15 protein-coding genes and 1 tRNA gene are annotated in these 15,408 nt (G+C 52.5%); 10 read left to right on the forward strand and 6 right to left on the reverse strand.

Annotated elements, in window-relative coordinates:
• The first annotated feature begins 3 nt into the window (after nucleotides 1-3).
• The 5 genes from FQ179_RS01260 to FQ179_RS01280 are packed head-to-tail and all read left to right on the forward strand — an operon-like array spanning nucleotide 4 to nucleotide 6,370.
• Nucleotides 4-1,032: an ABC transporter ATP-binding protein gene (locus tag FQ179_RS01260; RefSeq protein ID WP_149395455.1), complete on the forward strand. Its 1,029-nt coding sequence runs from the start codon at nucleotides 4-6 to the stop codon at nucleotides 1,030-1,032.
• Nucleotides 1,029-2,045 carry an ABC transporter ATP-binding protein gene (locus tag FQ179_RS01265; protein ID WP_149395456.1) on the forward strand — a complete coding sequence of 339 codons (1,017 nt, stop codon included), beginning with the start codon at nucleotides 1,029-1,031 and terminating at the stop codon, nucleotides 2,043-2,045. The genes FQ179_RS01260 and FQ179_RS01265 overlap by 4 nt, the downstream gene beginning before the upstream one ends.
• Nucleotides 2,046-2,082: 37 nt before the next feature.
• On the forward strand, nucleotides 2,083-3,750 hold the full coding sequence (locus FQ179_RS01270; protein ID WP_149395457.1) for an amidohydrolase: 1,668 nt from the start codon (nucleotides 2,083-2,085) through the stop codon (nucleotides 3,748-3,750).
• Nucleotides 3,743-4,717 (forward strand): GTP-binding protein, encoded by a 975-nt coding sequence (locus tag FQ179_RS01275; RefSeq protein WP_149395458.1) that lies wholly within the window; start codon nucleotides 3,743-3,745, stop codon nucleotides 4,715-4,717. The genes FQ179_RS01270 and FQ179_RS01275 overlap by 8 nt, the downstream gene beginning before the upstream one ends.
• 45 nt (nucleotides 4,718-4,762) lie before the next feature.
• Nucleotides 4,763-6,370 carry an ABC transporter substrate-binding protein gene (locus tag FQ179_RS01280; protein WP_149395459.1) on the forward strand — a complete coding sequence of 536 codons (1,608 nt, stop codon included), beginning with the start codon at nucleotides 4,763-4,765 and terminating at the stop codon, nucleotides 6,368-6,370.
• Between the two features lie 443 nt (nucleotides 6,371-6,813).
• Here the strand turns inward: FQ179_RS01280 and FQ179_RS01285 are convergent.
• Nucleotides 6,814-6,890, reverse strand: a tRNA-Arg gene (locus FQ179_RS01285).
• 183 nt (nucleotides 6,891-7,073) lie between these two features.
• Nucleotides 7,074-7,655: a DNA-3-methyladenine glycosylase gene (locus tag FQ179_RS01290; protein ID WP_149395460.1), complete on the reverse strand. Its 582-nt coding sequence runs from the start codon at nucleotides 7,653-7,655 to the stop codon at nucleotides 7,074-7,076.
• A 148-nt stretch (nucleotides 7,656-7,803) separates the two neighbouring features.
• On the opposite strand from FQ179_RS01290, the gene FQ179_RS01295 reads away from it, so the two are divergent.
• Nucleotides 7,804-8,013 (forward strand): cold-shock protein, encoded by a 210-nt coding sequence (locus FQ179_RS01295; protein WP_149395461.1) that lies wholly within the window; start codon nucleotides 7,804-7,806, stop codon nucleotides 8,011-8,013.
• A gap of 245 nt (nucleotides 8,014-8,258) precedes the next feature.
• Here the strand turns inward: FQ179_RS01295 and FQ179_RS01300 are convergent, their stop codons facing one another.
• Together FQ179_RS01300 and FQ179_RS01305 are read right to left on the reverse strand one after the other, a co-directional pair.
• Nucleotides 8,259-9,305, reverse strand: a complete 1,047-nt coding sequence (locus tag FQ179_RS01300) for an adenosine deaminase (protein WP_149395462.1) — start codon at nucleotides 9,303-9,305, stop codon at nucleotides 8,259-8,261.
• A gap of 12 nt (nucleotides 9,306-9,317) precedes the next feature.
• Nucleotides 9,318-9,998, reverse strand: coding sequence for a GntR family transcriptional regulator (locus FQ179_RS01305; RefSeq protein WP_149395463.1), 681 nt, complete (start codon nucleotides 9,996-9,998; stop codon nucleotides 9,318-9,320).
• 193 nt (nucleotides 9,999-10,191) lie between these two features.
• Here FQ179_RS01305 and FQ179_RS01310 point away from each other — a divergent pair, with 193 nt between their 5' ends.
• The 4 genes from FQ179_RS01310 to FQ179_RS01325 all read left to right on the forward strand — a co-directional run bounded on the left by FQ179_RS01310 (nucleotide 10,192) and on the right by FQ179_RS01325 (nucleotide 13,754).
• The gene (locus FQ179_RS01310) at nucleotides 10,192-10,974 is read left to right on the forward strand and encodes an SDR family oxidoreductase (RefSeq protein WP_149395464.1); all 783 of its coding nucleotides are present in this window, start codon (nucleotides 10,192-10,194) and stop codon (nucleotides 10,972-10,974) included.
• 17 nt (nucleotides 10,975-10,991) lie between these two features.
• Complete coding sequence (locus tag FQ179_RS01315) at nucleotides 10,992-11,930, forward strand: 3-hydroxyacyl-CoA dehydrogenase (RefSeq protein WP_149395465.1); 939 nt, start codon at nucleotides 10,992-10,994, stop codon at nucleotides 11,928-11,930.
• Between the two features lie 126 nt (nucleotides 11,931-12,056).
• The gene (locus tag FQ179_RS01320; RefSeq protein WP_149395466.1) at nucleotides 12,057-12,989 is read left to right on the forward strand and encodes a 3-keto-5-aminohexanoate cleavage protein; all 933 of its coding nucleotides are present in this window, start codon (nucleotides 12,057-12,059) and stop codon (nucleotides 12,987-12,989) included.
• Between the two features lie 9 nt (nucleotides 12,990-12,998).
• Entirely contained in the window at nucleotides 12,999-13,754 is a 756-nt protein-coding gene (locus tag FQ179_RS01325) for an SDR family NAD(P)-dependent oxidoreductase (protein WP_149395467.1), read from the forward strand.
• A gap of 27 nt (nucleotides 13,755-13,781) precedes the next feature.
• On the opposite strand, the gene FQ179_RS01330 is transcribed toward FQ179_RS01325, so the two are convergent.
• Entirely contained in the window at nucleotides 13,782-14,756 is a 975-nt protein-coding gene (locus FQ179_RS01330; protein ID WP_149395468.1) for a glucokinase, read from the reverse strand.
• Nucleotides 14,734-15,408, reverse strand: coding sequence for a 6-phosphogluconolactonase (gene pgl, locus FQ179_RS01335; RefSeq protein ID WP_149395469.1), 675 nt, complete (start codon nucleotides 15,406-15,408; stop codon nucleotides 14,734-14,736). The genes FQ179_RS01330 and pgl overlap by 23 nt, the downstream gene beginning before the upstream one ends.

Consider the following 15,408-nt stretch of genomic DNA (forward strand, 5'->3'; position numbering starts at 1 on the left):
ATCATGACTGAAAACCTTTTAGAAGTTAAAGATCTGTGCGTGGAGTTTGGTAGCAAAAAAAACCCCGTACGTGTCCTTGATCATGTAAATCTTCACGTGGCGCCGGGCGAGGTGCTGGGTATTGTGGGCGAATCGGGCTGTGGCAAAAGCATGACCAGCCTGGCAATTTTGCGCCTTATCCCTCAGCCGCCCGGACGGATTACCAAAGGCACCATTACCTTAAACGGAACCAACCTTCTCGACCTGTCACAGTCCAAAATGCAGGATGTCAGAGGCAAAGATATTGCCATGATCTTTCAGGAGCCTATGACGGCACTGAACCCTGTGTTTACGATCGGGCAGCAAATTATCGAGACGGTTCGCAGGCATGAGCGAGTCAGTGCGAAACAGGCCCGGGAACAGGCTTTTGAGCTACTTAAGTCTGTACGCATTCCAGAGCCAGAAAGACGCCTGGATCAGTACCCGCATGAGTTATCAGGCGGTATGCGGCAACGCGCCATGATAGCCATGGCGCTGGCCTGTCGCCCCAAGGTGTTAATTGCCGATGAACCCACCACCGCACTTGACGTTACGGTGCAGGCACAGATTTTTGATCTGCTGCTCGACCTGCGAAAACAGTACAACACAGCCATCATTTTAATTACCCACAACATGGGTGCGGTAGCCGAGCTCGCTGACCGTGTGATGGTGATGTATGCGGGTCGAAAAATTGAAGATGGATCCGTCGAGCGTGTTTTGCTCAATCCAATTCATCCGTATACCAAAGGCTTGCTCGGTTGTGTTCTTAATGTGGAGCATGACGCCGACAAGTTTTCGGAAACCGACCTGCTGCCTGAGATCCCCGGCGTTGTTCCTCCTTTGAGCGAGCTTGGGCCTGGCTGTGCGTTTGCACCACGCTGCAGCTACGTCATGGAAAAATGCCGCCACGAGCGCCCACCGATGTTGGGGCGCAAAAACTGGGAAGCAGCCTGTTGGCTAAACGTTGAAACTGCGGAGCAAGAAGTTTCAGAGAACGAGAAGAGTCCAGTATGACGCAGTCAACAACGATGTTAGAAGTTCGTGACCTGAAGGTGCACTTTGCCTTGAAGAAAGCGGGAATGTTTTCTGAGCCTGCACATGTGTATGCAGTTGACGGTGTGTCGTTCGATGTGAAGCAGGGCAGTGCGTACGGCATTGTTGGCGAGTCTGGATGCGGAAAATCCACAACCGCTTTGGCCCTGGCTAACCTTATCGTGCCGACCAGCGGTGAAATCATTCTGAACGGCCAATCGTTAACCGCCCGTACCAGAAAGGAAATGAAAGAGATCCATAAAAATCTGCAAATGATTTTTCAGGACCCTTATTCATCGCTGGACCCACGGCAACGCGTCGAAAATATTATTGCAAAGCCCATGCGTCAATTGACCAACATGGACGAAGCGGCGATCAGTCGCCGTGTTGACGAGTTGATTACGAAAGTGGGCTTGAGGCCTGAACAGAAAAAACTGTTTCCCCATCAGTTTTCGGGCGGACAGCGTCAACGTATCGGTATTGCTCGCGCATTGGCCGTTAACCCAAAGCTGATCATCTGTGATGAGCCGGTCTCGGCCCTGGACGTGGCCATACAGGCGCAGGTGATTAACCTGCTAAAGCTGCTGCAAAAAGAACTGGGGCTTACCTACGTTTTTATATCGCATGACTTGGCGGTGGTGCAACGCCTGTGCGACGCATTAAGTGTGATGTACCTGGGGCGTGTGGTGGAGCAGGGTGATCGTCGGGAGATTTTTTCCAGACCCTTGCACCCATACACGCACGCATTGCTAACTGCGGACCCGGTGAAAGACCCGACGCAACGCGGTCAAGTTAAGCGTTTACGCATTGAGGGCGACCCACCGAGCCCGATCAACCCCCCGTCGGGTTGTCATTTTCATACACGTTGCCCTTATGCCCAAGAAATCTGTAAGCAGGAAACGCCGATTTTGCGTGATGTGGGCGAGGGGCAGCGCGTGGCCTGTCATCTTGTGGAAATCGTAAATAACAAGCCGGTTAGCCCCGTTTCGTTGTAACCGTACCGGGTTTAGTTTGAGTTTTATTGGAAGCACTATGCAACAGTCTAACGACATTACCATCTTTAAAGCGCGCAGCATCATTACCATGAACCCCATGCAGCCCCGGGCAACGCATGTGGCTGTTCGTGAAGGCCGTATTCTTGGCGTAGGCGATGAGGCCTCGCTAAAAGGCTGGGGAGCAGCAACGCTTGACGAAACATTCGCCGATAAGGTGCTTATGCCCGGTTTGGTCGAAGGGCACTGTCATTTGCTTGAAGGTGGCATGTGGAGTTACGTCTATGTCGGATTCTACGATCGGCGAGGGCCCGACGGCAAATTGTGGACGGGGCTTAAGAGCTTTGACGAGGTTATTGGACGGCTGAAAGAAGCGCGCGCCGCTGCCGCCGATGACTCCGCACCCATTTATGCGTGGGGCTTTGATCCTATTTATTTTGACAATCAACGCATGACGACGGAGCATCTGGATCAGGTCTCTGATACGCAGCGTGTCGTCCTGCTGCATGCCAGCGCGCACTTGATGAATGTGAATAGCGCAATGTTACGCGAAGCAAACATTACTAAAGAGACAGCGATTGAAGGCGTTGTGCTGGACGAAAACGGTAAGCCTTCGGGTGAGCTTCAAGAGTTCGCTGCCATGTATCTGGTTTATCGCAAGATCGGAAACATCTTTTTTGATGCCGGCCAGACAGAAGAAGGTATCTGGAATTTTGCAAGGGTGGCGCAGCTGGCCGGGGTAACAACCGCCACAGACCTGGTTAATGATTTAAGCGATACCACGATAGCGAATCTGTCTAAGGTAACGCTGCTGGACGATTACCCGTTGCGCATTGTGCCAGCCTACGCGCCGTCACGTGATGCCGAGAACAAGGCCTTGCAGCGAGTGCTTCCGGCCATGGATAACAATAACGACAAGCTGCATTTTGGTATTGTAAAACTGGTTATTGACGGCTCTATTCAGGGTTTTACCGCGCGTGTCAGATGGCCTGGTTATTACAACCCGCCAAACGGCGTGCAAAAAAACGGTATCTGGATTGTGCCGCCGCATCAACTCAAAGATCTGATCAAAACGTATCATGATGCCCGGCTAACCGTTCACATCCATACCAATGGCGATGAGGCAACAGAGGTTGCACTCGATGCGATAGAGCAACTGCTTGAGGAAAGCCCGCGCTGGGATCACCGCCACACGCTGCAGCATTGCCAAATGGCAGATGCGTATCAGTTCAGGCGCATGGCGAACATGGGTGTATGTGCAAATCTGTTTTCCAACCATTTGTACTATTGGGGTGATGCACACTACGCACTGACCATGGGACCAGACCGCGCGAACCGCATGAACGCAACGGCCACGGCAAAAGCGACGGGAGTTCGTTTTTCCTTGCACTCAGATGCACCGATTACGCCGTTGGCACCGCTGTTTACCGCGTGGTGCGCGGTCAACCGTCAGACGGCATCAGGTCGTGTGCTCGGCGACAGTGAAAAAATATCCGTGCAAGATGCGCTTTCTGCCATGACGCTGGGTGCAGCCTATACGCTGAAGCTGGATGAGAAAATCGGCAGTATCGAGGTAGGCAAGCTGGCTGACTTTGCCGTGCTCGACGATGATCCACTTGAAGTCGCACCAGAAGCGCTAAAAGACGTTCGTGTCTGGGGAACGGTTTTGGGCGGCAGAGTATTTCCGTGTGCCACTAAAAATGCTTGAATCCAAAAAGCTTCCCATGACGGTGCTTGGGGGGTTTCTTGGGTCCGGAAAAACCTCTCTGCTAAACCACATTTTGCGATCCCCGCATGGGATGCGCATTTTGGTGATGGTTAACGATTTTGGAAGCCTGAATGTTGATGCGTCGCTGATTGAGTCGACGAATGAAACCGAAGGCGTCATCAACCTGACCAATGGCTGTGTCTGTTGCTCTATGGGCAGTGAGTTGGTCAGGGCTTTGCTGCAAATTGAAGCCATGGTACCTGAGCTTGATTGGCTAATTATTGAAGGCAGCGGCGTCAGCGACCCAAAAAGCATTGCCCGGATTGGACAGGCAGGTGGTGCTTTCGAGCTGAGGTCTATCGTTACCCTGGCTGATGTAAGCACGATTCAAAAAATGGCCAAAGATCGTTATGTAGGCGATGTCGTATTGCAGCAGCTGACTTCAGCAGATCTGATCTTGTTGAATAAAACGGATCTGGTTGATGATAAGCAGCGCCACAGTGTGATGGACTGGTTACGTGAAAAGGCACCTACGACACCGTTGCTTGAGTCTGTGCACGCTGAAATTGCCTGGCAGCATATATTGAACACCGCACAGCCCGGGCAGGTTGCCGGGTGGGACACGAGCGAGGATAGGTTTCGCTTGTTGCATGGGTTTAATGACGAAGAGACGCACAGCGCGCGTAATTTTTCGACGCTAACGGTTACCCAGGGCGCCGCGTATGACGAGGAAAAACTGAGGGCGATTTTGGATAACTTGCCCGACGAGGTTTTTCGAATTAAGGGCTTGATTTATGTGGGGCCTGAGGCTGCACTCACTTGGTTGCAGTATTCCCCTAATAAAAAGCATGAGCTGGTGGCGAGTTCGGGCGACGATGCAGAGCTGGCAGGCAACGTCATAGTTATTGCACCCAAGGCCCTGAATACAGAGCCACTGGAACAGCTTTTTCGCTCGGCAGAGTTGTAGCGAAACAAATCATTATTATCAATACCTATTAATTAAAGGGAAATTATGTCAAACCCCAGACGTCTGATTAAGTTGGCTTTGGCCGGCCTGTTTTCGATGTCGGCCGTTCTTGCAAGCGGTGCTCATGCCGAGCAAACCGCCAACGTCAAGAAGGGCGGCACGTTGACGGTGTTGTCAAATTCGGCCATCAACTCACTGAACCCGGCAATACAGTCAGGTGCAGCCACGGCTGTGCCCGGCTCCCAACTATTTGTCAGCCTGGTCATCGCTGACGATAAGTGGCAGTTTCAGCCTTATCTTGCAGACTCCTGGGAAGCTTCAGAGGATGGCAAGACATATACGTTTCATCTGAACAAAGATGCAATCTTTCATGATGACAAGCCAATTACCTCTGAAGACGTTGCCTTTTCTGTGAAGACGGTTGCAGAAAACCACCCATTCGGCAAGGCGATGTATGCCAATCTTGAAAGCGTAGAAACACCGGATGCACATACGGTTGTTGTGAAATTTGCAAAGCCCAACCCAGCCTTTCTGCTAGAGGTGTCAACACCCGCTTTGCTGCCAATTTTGCCCAAGCATATTTATGCTGAAGGCTCGATCCGCACTAACCCATATAACAATAAGCCGATTGGGTCAGGCCCTTTCAAGTTTGCCGATTACAAGGCCGGTGAATATTTGACGTTAGAAAGGTTTGACAAGTTTTTCAAGGGGCCTGCCAACCTGGATAAGATCACTGTTGTGATCATAGCCGACCGTAATGCCGCCACTTTGGCCCTGCAGCGCGGCAATATCCAGTACGCTGCATATCCGCCCTTACGTTTGGCTGATATTGATCGTTTGGGCAAAAATCCTAATTTGATCGTCTCTCAGAAAGGCTACGAGGGTGCTGGCGCGTTGGTCTGGATGGAGTACAACCTGGTCAAAGAAGGGCCGTTGCAAAACGTGAAGGTAAGGCAGGCAATTTCGTATGCCATTGACCGTAAGTTCGTTACCGAGAAGCTTCAATCTAACCACACCAAGCCTATTTTCGGGCCTCTCCATCCATCCAGCCCCTTTTACGATAAAGATCTGAACGAGTACGGTCTGGATCTGGATAAGGCCAATAAGCTTTTGGATGAGGCTGGTTACCCGAAAAAAGATGACGGGACTCGATTTGATATTACGCTGGACTATATCCCGACTGGTCCTGATACGAGCAAAACCGTGGCCGAATATTTGCGCCCTCAGTTGGCAAAAATAGGCGTAAAGGTAGAGCTGCGTCCATCACCTGATTTCCCCACATGGGCTCGTCGTATCTCTAATTTTGATTACGATATGAACATAGACGTTGTCTTTAATTGGGGAGACCCGATTATTGGTGTCGAGCGCAGTTACATGAGTACCAACATCAGGAAAGGGGTGGTTTGGGCCAACATGAGCGGCTATGACAACCCCAAGGTTGACGAAATTCTAACGCAAGCGGCCGTCGAAAATAATCCTGAAAAGCGTAAAGCGCTTTATCAAGAGTTTCAGAAAATCACCAACGAAGAGCTACCTGTTGCGTGGTTGACAACGTACCCGGGAAATACTGTTTACTCTAAAAAACTGGTAAATGTGCCAGAGGGTATTTGGGGCGCATTTGCACCATTTAATGAGATGGGCTGGGCTAAATAGGGCTAGTTTGCGGCACAGTAAGCAACGTTCCAGTTTCGCTTGTTGCTTGTAGCCCATTTCAGGAAGTAGCGAGTGGCCTTCATGCCGATGGGGTGTGAAGGCCATTTTTACATGGCTTGCCGAACTCTTGCCGGGCTTCAGCCATCTTGGCCGGCTCCAAGTAAATTGTTGCTGAACAAACGCTACAGATATAAAAATAAAGATGGGTATTGGTCGTTCGCTACGCTTTAGTGCTCGAATCTACGCTCGCACCATTATGTGGATCGCCAGCCAGGGCGAGAGCGTCTTGAAACTGCGCGCCCATCTCCTCTTAATAGGGAAGAACCGTGCCTATCGCGCTTTATTGAGAAAGAGCTTGTAGCCATGAGAATCAGAAAAAAGAAAACCCCGTAAAGCAGTTAAGCTTTACGGGGCTTCAACTAGTTGATTTAACTAGCTTGTTCTGGCGCGGCTGGCAGGATTCGAACCCACGACCCCTTGGTTCGTAGCCAAGTACTCTATCCAACTGAGCTACAGCCGCTGCAAGTGAGGCGTAACTATAACATAGAATTTGAACTTGTCCAGTCGAACCCAAGAAAACCTTTTCTGGAAGTCAGGGATTGGACGTTTTTTCGACACAGGGCCAGCTTTTACCCAGATACGGGACAGAGTGGGGCAAGTGTGCCAGAGTGTCTGTCCTTTTAATGGGACAGCAACTACAGGGTTAGCGCCTGGATACATAGGGGTTGCCCTCTATATAGAAGCGTAAGGGCTTGGCTGCCCATTCCCCAGCGTAATCGACGCCAATACGTGGTCGTTCGATGATAGTGAATGCTGGCTGCTCGTCTGGTGCGTTCGCAATATAGAGTGTGTCGCTGCAGAAGTCATGGCCGTAGAGGGTAAGGTCGATACCCAAGGCTTTACATAGCCGCCCCGGTCCGCGGGTGTTGTCCGAAAGGTTTGCTATAGGCTCGACGGCACGCAGCAGCACGCCTGTGCCTGAGCCCTCAGGCTCGGTTACTACATTCATGCAGTGGTGCATGCCGTAGATTAGATATATATAGGCATGGCCAGGCGGCCCGAACATGGCACGTGTGCGTTTGGTTAGGCCTTTTGACGCGTGTGCGGCAAGGTCTAGAGGCCCCAGGTAAGCCTCGTTTTCAACAATGCGCCCTATACGGGCTTGGCCGTCAACGACATGCACCAAATACTTCCCCAGCAGTGCTTTAGCCACAGTAATTGTGTCACGCGCGTAAAACTGGCGGGGCAGTGCACAAAGTGATAAAAATTTGTTGACTGGCTGCATTATTATCCTTACTATACATGGCTAGATTTTCAAGTTCGTCGAAGTTAGTTCAATCAGTACCCGTTACAGTACCGTTTTGCTCAATCTCTACACCTTGACAGTCTTCCTTCCAGGGCATGTCGCTCGTTTATCTTAGGGATTGCAAAAAATGCAAACAGAATTCGGTATTGTAAAGTGGTTCAACAACGAAAAAGGCTACGGTTTCATCAAGCCTGAGTCGGGTGGTAAAGATTTGTTCGCTCATCACAGCGACATCATCGGCACCGGCTTCAAGTCGCTCGAAGAAAACCAACGCGTTTCTTTCGTTGCAGCTGAAGGCCAAAAAGGCCCACAAGCTAAAAATATCGAAGCTGCCTAATTAATTAGTCAGTCAGGTATTAAGAAGAGCCCACTTTAATCGGTGGGCTTTTTTCTGGGCGGTCGATATCCAGTGTTCAAGATAGATTTCGTCGGCGTCCACCCGTATCGTCTCGCGGTCTGCTGCGTATACTGCACAACAGCGCATTGCAGTGCCGCCATTTAGTGACGGACACGGCGCGCTATATAAAAAACTGTCTCCGTGACTCACTGCTTACAGTCGCAACCGCTGTGACCTCGAACTACTTATAGGCCTTCATCACCCGACGCAAGCACTTGCTTAAGTTGCCCCAGCAGCACGGCCTTTTGTGACGATGGCAAAAACGAAGCCTTGATGCTGTTGCCGGCCAACGTGGCAACTTCATTGTGGTCAAGCGCCAGTGCCTGTACACAGGCTTCATAATTCTCAGCGATGTATCCGCCAAAATAAGCCGGATCATCCGAGTTTATTGTGACCATAAGGCCCAACCGCAGAAGGCGCGCCAGGTTGTGTTGCTGCATATCATCGACTACACACAGTTTCAGGTTTGAAAGTGGGCATACCGTCAACGGAGTCTGAGATTCCACCAGGCGTTTCAGCAGTTCAGGGTCTTGCTCACAGGCAACGCCGTGGTCAATTCGCTCGACCTTGAGCAGATCTAGTGCGTCGCGCACATACTCAGCCGGCCCTTCTTCACCTGCGTGGGCGACAAGCCTAAAGCCCAACTCACGCGCTCTGGCATAAACACGTTCAAACTTGGCAGGAGGGTTGCCACTTTCGGCCGAGTCGAGCCCGACCGCGATCCAGAGATCCTGATACTGCTCGCGCAGGCCCAGGGCGGCTTCGAGGGTGTCGAAGGCTTCGGCTTCTGACAGATGACGCAAAAAACTTAATATAAGATAACTGCTTATTCCTTCAGCAGCACGCATTTCGCGCAATGCGCGGGCGATGCCGGCAAACACCGTCTCTATGGGTACGCCCCGTTGAGTGTGGGTTTGCGGGTCGAACATGATCTCGGCATGCACTACCCCATCGGCGTGCGCCCGGCGCATATAGGCCATGGTCATGTCGTAAAAATCGCGTTCGGTAATCAGTACGCTGGCGCCGGCGTAATAGAGGTTAAGAAACGATTGCAGGCTGTCAAATTGGTAGGCGGCGCGCAGCACCTCCACAGAACCGTACGGCAGCACGACGGCGTTGCGTTCGGCAAGTTCAAAGAGCAGCTCGGGCTCCAGCGTACCTTCGATGTGCAGATGCAGCTCTGTTTTGGGCAAGCGGCGGATGAAATCGAGACTGGGCAGGCCGGTGTGCATTGAAGCTTCTCTTTACGAAAACTGTTTTTGATAAATATGCTCGAAGGCGCTGCGTATGTCACTTTGCAGTGCATCGCGTGCTGAACGGGCGTCCCCGGCCTCAAGTGCGTCTATCATTTTTTCATGATGAGCCACAGCGATTTTGTTTTCGGTTCTCTCTGAACCGATATGCAAATCGTAGTTGAGAATGGGGCCTATTCTAAGCCACAGGCTTTCAATAATTTTGACCAGCATGGGCATGCCTGCGGCTTCATAAATCGCAAAGTGCAGGTTTTTGTTTAATTGCACGACGTTGGCCATGTCTTTGCCTGGCGGGCCCATTTCATCAGCCAGCGCTTTATTCAGCCTGCGTAGCTCACTTAACAAGTCGGGCGTTACATGTTGCGTCGCCTGTTTTACCGCGTAACCCTCAACCTGCAGGCGTATTTCTGAAATTTCACTGAACTGCTCTGCACTGAGCGTGGGCACGCGCACTGAACGATTGGGCGCCACCTCAAGCGCCTGGTCGGCCACCAGCTGATAAACCGCTTCGCGTACAGGCATCACGCTTACACCAAGTGCCTCTGCCATTGAGCGCAAAGAAAGCTGCTCACCGGGCATGACGCGTCCTGTCAGCAAAAGTTCTTTAATTTGTGCGAGCGCATTGGAGCCCAGTGTCTCTCTTCGCGGAGGTGGTTTAAGTGCGACGGTCATACATTTGGCCCTAGGGTAATTACTGGCTGTGATCTGTGATCACAGTTGGATAGTATAACGAGGATATTTACTCTTTAGTGTTGAATGTGAAGAACGTAACGGCTAACGAAGACGCACAACGCATAGCGATAGCTCGCCTGCAGTTGGTAAATCTTGATTTTCGAAAACAAAAACTCTGGTGTGAGGAACGGCAATGTTTGAAGACGTAAGTATGAAGGGTAAAAAGGTACTGATTACTGCAGGGGCAGGTGGTCTGGGCCTGGAGATGGCGCGGGTATTTGTGTCGGCCGGTTCTGACGTGTTTATCTGTGATGTTAATGAAGAGCTGCTGGCTCACGCCCGCAAAGAACTGCCACATGTTCATACCTGCGTGGCAGATGTGTCGGATGAAAAAAATGTTGCCGCGCTGTTTGATGCTGTGCAAACCAGTCTCGGCGGGCTAGATGTACTGGTGAACAATGCCGGTATTGCCGGGCCGACAGGGTATGTCGAAACCCTTAGCCTCAGCGATTGGGAGCGTACTCTCGCTGTCAACATCACGGGCCAGTTTCTTTGTGCACGTTTGGCCGTGCCCATGCTCAGAAAGTCAGATGCAGGGGTAATGATTAATCTTTCTTCGGCGGCAGGGCATCTTGGCTTTGCAGGGCGGTCGGCCTATTCAGCCTCCAAGTGGGCTGTCGTGGGCTTTACCAAAACCCTGGCCATTGAACTGGGGAAAGATGGCATACGCGTCAATGCGATTTTGCCGGGTGCGGTTGAGGGGCCGCGCATACGCGCCGTTATTGCGGCCAAAGCCAAAACGCTCGGGCGTCCGGAGCAAGAGGTCGCTGACCAGTATGAGCAGCAAGCTTCACTGGGCCGCATGGTGACAGCACGCGATATTGCCAATATGGTCTTGTTTACGGCCAGCGGCGCGGCTGCAAGCGTGAGCGGTCAGGCTCTGGTGGTCGATGGCCATACGCAGTCCTTGGTCTGATCCCGGAGAAACTTACCATGCAAATTGCTGTTATTGGTGCTGGCCTTATTGGTCAGGCATGGGCTATTGTCTTTGCGCGAGGCGGGTGTGAGGTCAAACTGTGGGATGGCAACTCCGCCGCCCTGGCTCAGGCTGTAAAGCTTATTGATCAGCTTGCCCAAACGCTGCAGGATCGCGGTCTGTTGGGTGATGCCTCAACGGTTGTAAACCGAATTGTTGCGGCGAGCTCGCTCGAGCAGGCGTTGGAGGGTGTCGATTATGTACAAGAAAGCCTTCCTGAAAAAGTCGAAATAAAAAAAGAAATTTATCGCCGCATGGATGCACTGGTGGGGCCTGAAGTCATACTGGCTAGTTCTACATCAAGCATACCCGCGTCAGCGTTTACGCAAGACTTGCCCGGGCGTGGCAGGTGCCTGGTCGCGCATCCGGTCAACCCGCCTTATCTGATTCCTGTGGTTGAATTGTGCGGGGCGCCATGGACGCAGGCAGATGTCATTGACCGTGCGTCCCGGATCATGACTGAGGTCGGCCAGAAGCCCGTGCGGGTTAATCACGAGGTGGAAGGCTTTGTGTTGAACCGCCTTCAGGGTGCCTTGTTGCGCGAGGCTTTCAAACTGGTGCAAAGCGGTTGCGTTAGCGTCGAAGACCTTGATGTAACCGTCAAAGAAGGCCTTGGGCTACGCTGGTCGTTTATGGGTCCGTTTGAAACCATTGATCTGAACGCCCCGGAGGGTGTTCGCGATTACTGCGCCCGCTACGGCGATATGTACACATCAATCGGACAGCAGCAAACCTCAACCGACGCGTGGAGCGAAGAAACCATAGCCGCCATCGACGCCCAGCGCCGCGAACTGTTAGCGAAAGAGCGCTTGCTCGATAGACGCGTCTGGCGCGATGAGCGCTTGATGGCGTTGATGCAACACAAAAAACACATGAATGAGTCTGAACGCACGTGATCGTGCGCCGGGCTCATCCGAGTTCGAGGATTGGATCAGCGACTACGTATAGCCCCGGGCGGTTACACAGAGCTATTTACACCCTCGGCTCATCACACTCTATTTAGCTTCTTATTAGGAACGACCATGGCCAGCAAACGTAAAGTAATCATTACCTGCGCCGTAACCGGCGCAATTCACACCCCAAGCATGTCGCCAAACCTGCCTGTTACGGCGGACGAGATTGCCGACGCAGCCATTGCTGCCGCCGAGGCGGGGGCCGCTATTTTGCATCTGCATGCGCGTGATCCCAAAGATGGCAAACCCACTCAAGACCCCGAAGCGTTCAGGCCATTTTTAAACAAAATCAAAGCAGCCACCACCGCCGTGGTCAATATCACGACAGGTGGCAGTCCGCACATGACGGTTGAAGAGCGCATGCGACCGGCCATGGAGTTCAAACCCGAAGTAGCGTCACTGAATATGGGGTCGATGAACTTTGGCCTTTTCCCCATGCTTGAGCGTTTCAAGACGTTTGAGCATGATTGGGAGCGTCAACACCTTGAAAACAGCCGTGACCTGATCTTCAAGAATACATACAAAGACATAGAAACCATTTTGCGTAAAGGTGCTGACAACGGCACGCGTTTCGAATTTGAGTGTTACGACATTAGCCACCTTTACAATCTTGCACACTTCATGGATCGCGGGCTTGTCCAGAGCCCACCGTTTATCCAATCTGTGTTTGGTATTTTGGGCGGCATAGGGCCCGACCCCGAAGACCTCATGCACATGCGTCGCACGGCAGACAGGCTGTTTGGTGACAACTACCTGTGGTCAATACTTGGTGCTGGCCGTAACCAGATCCCCCTGGCCACCATGGGTGCGGCCATGGGCTCCAATGTACGAGTGGGGCTTGAAGACTCATTGTGGATAGGCCCCGGGCAGCTTGCCTCATCCAATGCCGAGCAGGTAAAGCGCATTCGCATTATTCTTGAGGCGCTCAATCTTGACATCGCCACGCCCGATGATGCACGCGCCATGCTGCAGCTTAAAGGCGGCGACAAGGTTAACTTCTGAGGACGGTGTATGTTTAATTTTAGCGGGCAGGTCGCCCTGATTACGGGTTCATCGCGCGGCATAGGTTTAGCGGCGGCCCGCGCGCTGGGGCAGCAGGGTGCTGAAGTGGTGCTCAATGGGCGCGATGCTGCACAACTGGACGCGGCTGCAGCCAGTTTGCGCGATGAGGGTATTGCCGCACATGTGGCGTGTTTCGATATCGCGGAAGTTGACAAGGCTATTGAAGCTGTCGAGCGCGTCCGAGAAAAACTCGGAAAGATAGACGTGTTTTTTGCCAATGCGGGTATACAACATCGCGAACCACTGCTGTCTTTTCCGCTGCAGGACTTTGAACGCGTTGTCTTTACCAACCTTACTGCGCAGTGGGCCTTGGCACGGCATATCGCTGCGGCTATGGTGGCACAAGACTATGGCCGCATTGTGTTCACAGGTTCAATTACCGCGATATTGGGGCGTAAAGATATCACTGCCTATACTGCAGCCAAGGCAGCCATGCATGGTTTGGTGCGGCAGTGGTCTGCGGAGTTTGCCGACTCGGGCGTCACCGTCAACGCGATAGCACCGGGGTATATCAAGACTGAGTTGACTAAAAAGTTGTGGGACGATCAGTCATTTAATACTTGGTTGCAAGGCCGTACTCCTCAGCAACGATGGGGCGACCCTGACGACATTGCGTCGGCGGTTGTATTTCTGGCTGCTCGTGAGTCTCGCTTTGTGACGGGACAGATACTTGCGGTGGACGGCGGGCTGTCTTCGACGATGTAAACGGTAGTCGTTGAACAGTTTGCAAGCTTAGCCGTCAGCGCTCTCATACGCGGCGGCGCCCAGCAGTGCGGGTTGTTTGCTTTGAATGACGTATACCGGGATGGCAGCCAGGTAAGATGAAAATCGGCCCTTGTTTTCAAACCGGGCACGAAAGGGCGACTGCGCAAAATAGCTGCCCAGTCGCTTGATGATGCCGCCACCAATGTATACACCGGCGCGTGCGCCCAGGGTAACGGCGAGGTTGCTGGCAACCGTACCCAGTATGGCGCACAGTGTGTCCAGTGCTTCGCGGCACAGGGGGTCTGTGTTGGCAATGGCGAGTTCACTGATATCAGACGGCGTGTATTTTTCTGGTGATTGCTCTTGCGCACGGCACAATGATTCATAAATAAAAACCAGGCCGGGCCCCGAAACCAGGCGCTCAACCGATACGTGACCATATTCGTCACGCGCCTCACGCCAGAGTATGAGTTCTTGCTCGTTTTCTGGCGAAAAGCTGACATGACCACCTTCAGCCGCCAGTGGCACAAAGTTGCCTTGTGGCGTGGGTATTAGGGCAGATACCCCCAGGCCGGTGCCAGGCCCCAGTACGGCCATGGGTGTGTTTTTAGCGCCCGGGCCACCACCAACCTGCGTTAGTTCGTTGCTGGGTAAATGGGGCAAAGAAAGGGCGAGTGCGGTGAAGTCATTGATGACGTGCATATGCTTCAGGCCGAGTGCCTTGCGCGTTTGTTCGATGGAAAATGACCATGGGTGATTCGTCATTTTGATCTGGTCGCCAAGTACTGGGTTGGCAATGCCAATGACGGCTGTTTCTACCCTTGGGTTGCCATGTTGGCTGAGGTAGTGGTGTATGGCAGCGTCGATGGATGGGAAGTCGTCACTTGCCAGCACACTGATTTGTTTAATATCGTGTACCGACGAACACAAGGCAAAGCGGGCATGGGTGCCGCCAATATCAGCCACAAGGCGTAGAGGTTTAGTTGTGCCAGTAGATATCACAGGGGACTCCGGTTTGGGTCACTACGTAGCTGATAGGCAGGGCGGGTGTTGGCTTGATGCTGGCCTTTTCGAGTACCTGGCGTTTGACCGGGCCATTGATGGCAATCACGATTTTCTGGGCTGAAAGAATGGCAGGCAATGTCATGCTGATGCGTTCGTGTGGTGCACTGGGCGGGGTAACGTGCAGATAGCGCTGTGTGGTGTCGGGAGCAAGGCCCTCATGCAGTTGTGGGGCCTCCGGAAACAGCGAGGCAGTATGGCCATCGTCGCCCATTCCCAGTATGGCCAGCGTAATGTTTTCATGCCGCTGGCTGTTGGCCAGGTTTACACACTCCGCCAGGTTTGTACTGGTGACCAGACCATAAAACCGTGCATTGGCCGCTTTGTCACGTAATAGGTGCAATTGCACCAGGTTTTCATTGCTGTCGGGGTCGTCTACCGGCACAAAACGCTCATCGACCAGCATGATGTCGACGGCGGGCCAGGGCAGGTCTATGGTGCTTAATGCCTCAAAGAGGGGGATAGGCGACTTGCCGCCTGAAACGGCCAGCCCGGCGCGCCCTGTTTTCTCGATATCTGCTTCCAAAGAATTGGCAACATAACGAGCAAGCGCATTAATGTAGTCGGACGCTGAGGCAAACTCATGCCACAT

Origin of the sequence: Pusillimonas sp. ANT_WB101 (genome assembly GCF_008369125.1) — a bacterium.
Taxonomy (GTDB): domain Bacteria; phylum Pseudomonadota; class Gammaproteobacteria; order Burkholderiales; family Burkholderiaceae_B; genus Allopusillimonas.

Excerpts from the sequence above, each read along its gene's own strand:
- FQ179_RS01260 (WP_149395455.1), top strand. The coding sequence starts at position 4 with ATGACTGAAAACCTTTTAGAAGTTAAAGATCTGTGCGTGGAGTTTGGT.
- FQ179_RS01265 (WP_149395456.1), top strand. The coding sequence starts at position 1,029 with ATGACGCAGTCAACAACGATGTTAGAAGTTCGTGACCTGAAGGTGCAC.
- FQ179_RS01270 (WP_149395457.1), top strand. The coding sequence starts at position 2,083 with ATGCAACAGTCTAACGACATTACCATCTTTAAAGCGCGCAGCATCATT.
- FQ179_RS01275 (WP_149395458.1), top strand. The coding sequence starts at position 3,743 with ATGCTTGAATCCAAAAAGCTTCCCATGACGGTGCTTGGGGGGTTTCTT.
- FQ179_RS01280 (WP_149395459.1), top strand. The coding sequence starts at position 4,763 with ATGTCAAACCCCAGACGTCTGATTAAGTTGGCTTTGGCCGGCCTGTTT.
- FQ179_RS01290 (WP_149395460.1), bottom strand. The coding sequence starts at position 7,655 with ATGCAGCCAGTCAACAAATTTTTATCACTTTGTGCACTGCCCCGCCAG.
- FQ179_RS01295 (WP_149395461.1), top strand. The coding sequence starts at position 7,804 with ATGCAAACAGAATTCGGTATTGTAAAGTGGTTCAACAACGAAAAAGGC.
- FQ179_RS01300 (WP_149395462.1), bottom strand. The coding sequence starts at position 9,305 with ATGCACACCGGCCTGCCCAGTCTCGATTTCATCCGCCGCTTGCCCAAA.
- FQ179_RS01305 (WP_149395463.1), bottom strand. The coding sequence starts at position 9,998 with ATGACCGTCGCACTTAAACCACCTCCGCGAAGAGAGACACTGGGCTCC.
- FQ179_RS01310 (WP_149395464.1), top strand. The coding sequence starts at position 10,192 with ATGTTTGAAGACGTAAGTATGAAGGGTAAAAAGGTACTGATTACTGCA.
- FQ179_RS01315 (WP_149395465.1), top strand. The coding sequence starts at position 10,992 with ATGCAAATTGCTGTTATTGGTGCTGGCCTTATTGGTCAGGCATGGGCT.
- FQ179_RS01320 (WP_149395466.1), top strand. The coding sequence starts at position 12,057 with ATGGCCAGCAAACGTAAAGTAATCATTACCTGCGCCGTAACCGGCGCA.
- FQ179_RS01325 (WP_149395467.1), top strand. The coding sequence starts at position 12,999 with ATGTTTAATTTTAGCGGGCAGGTCGCCCTGATTACGGGTTCATCGCGC.
- pgl (WP_149395469.1), bottom strand. The coding sequence starts at position 15,408 with ATGTGGCATGAGTTTGCCTCAGCGTCCGACTACATTAATGCGCTTGCT.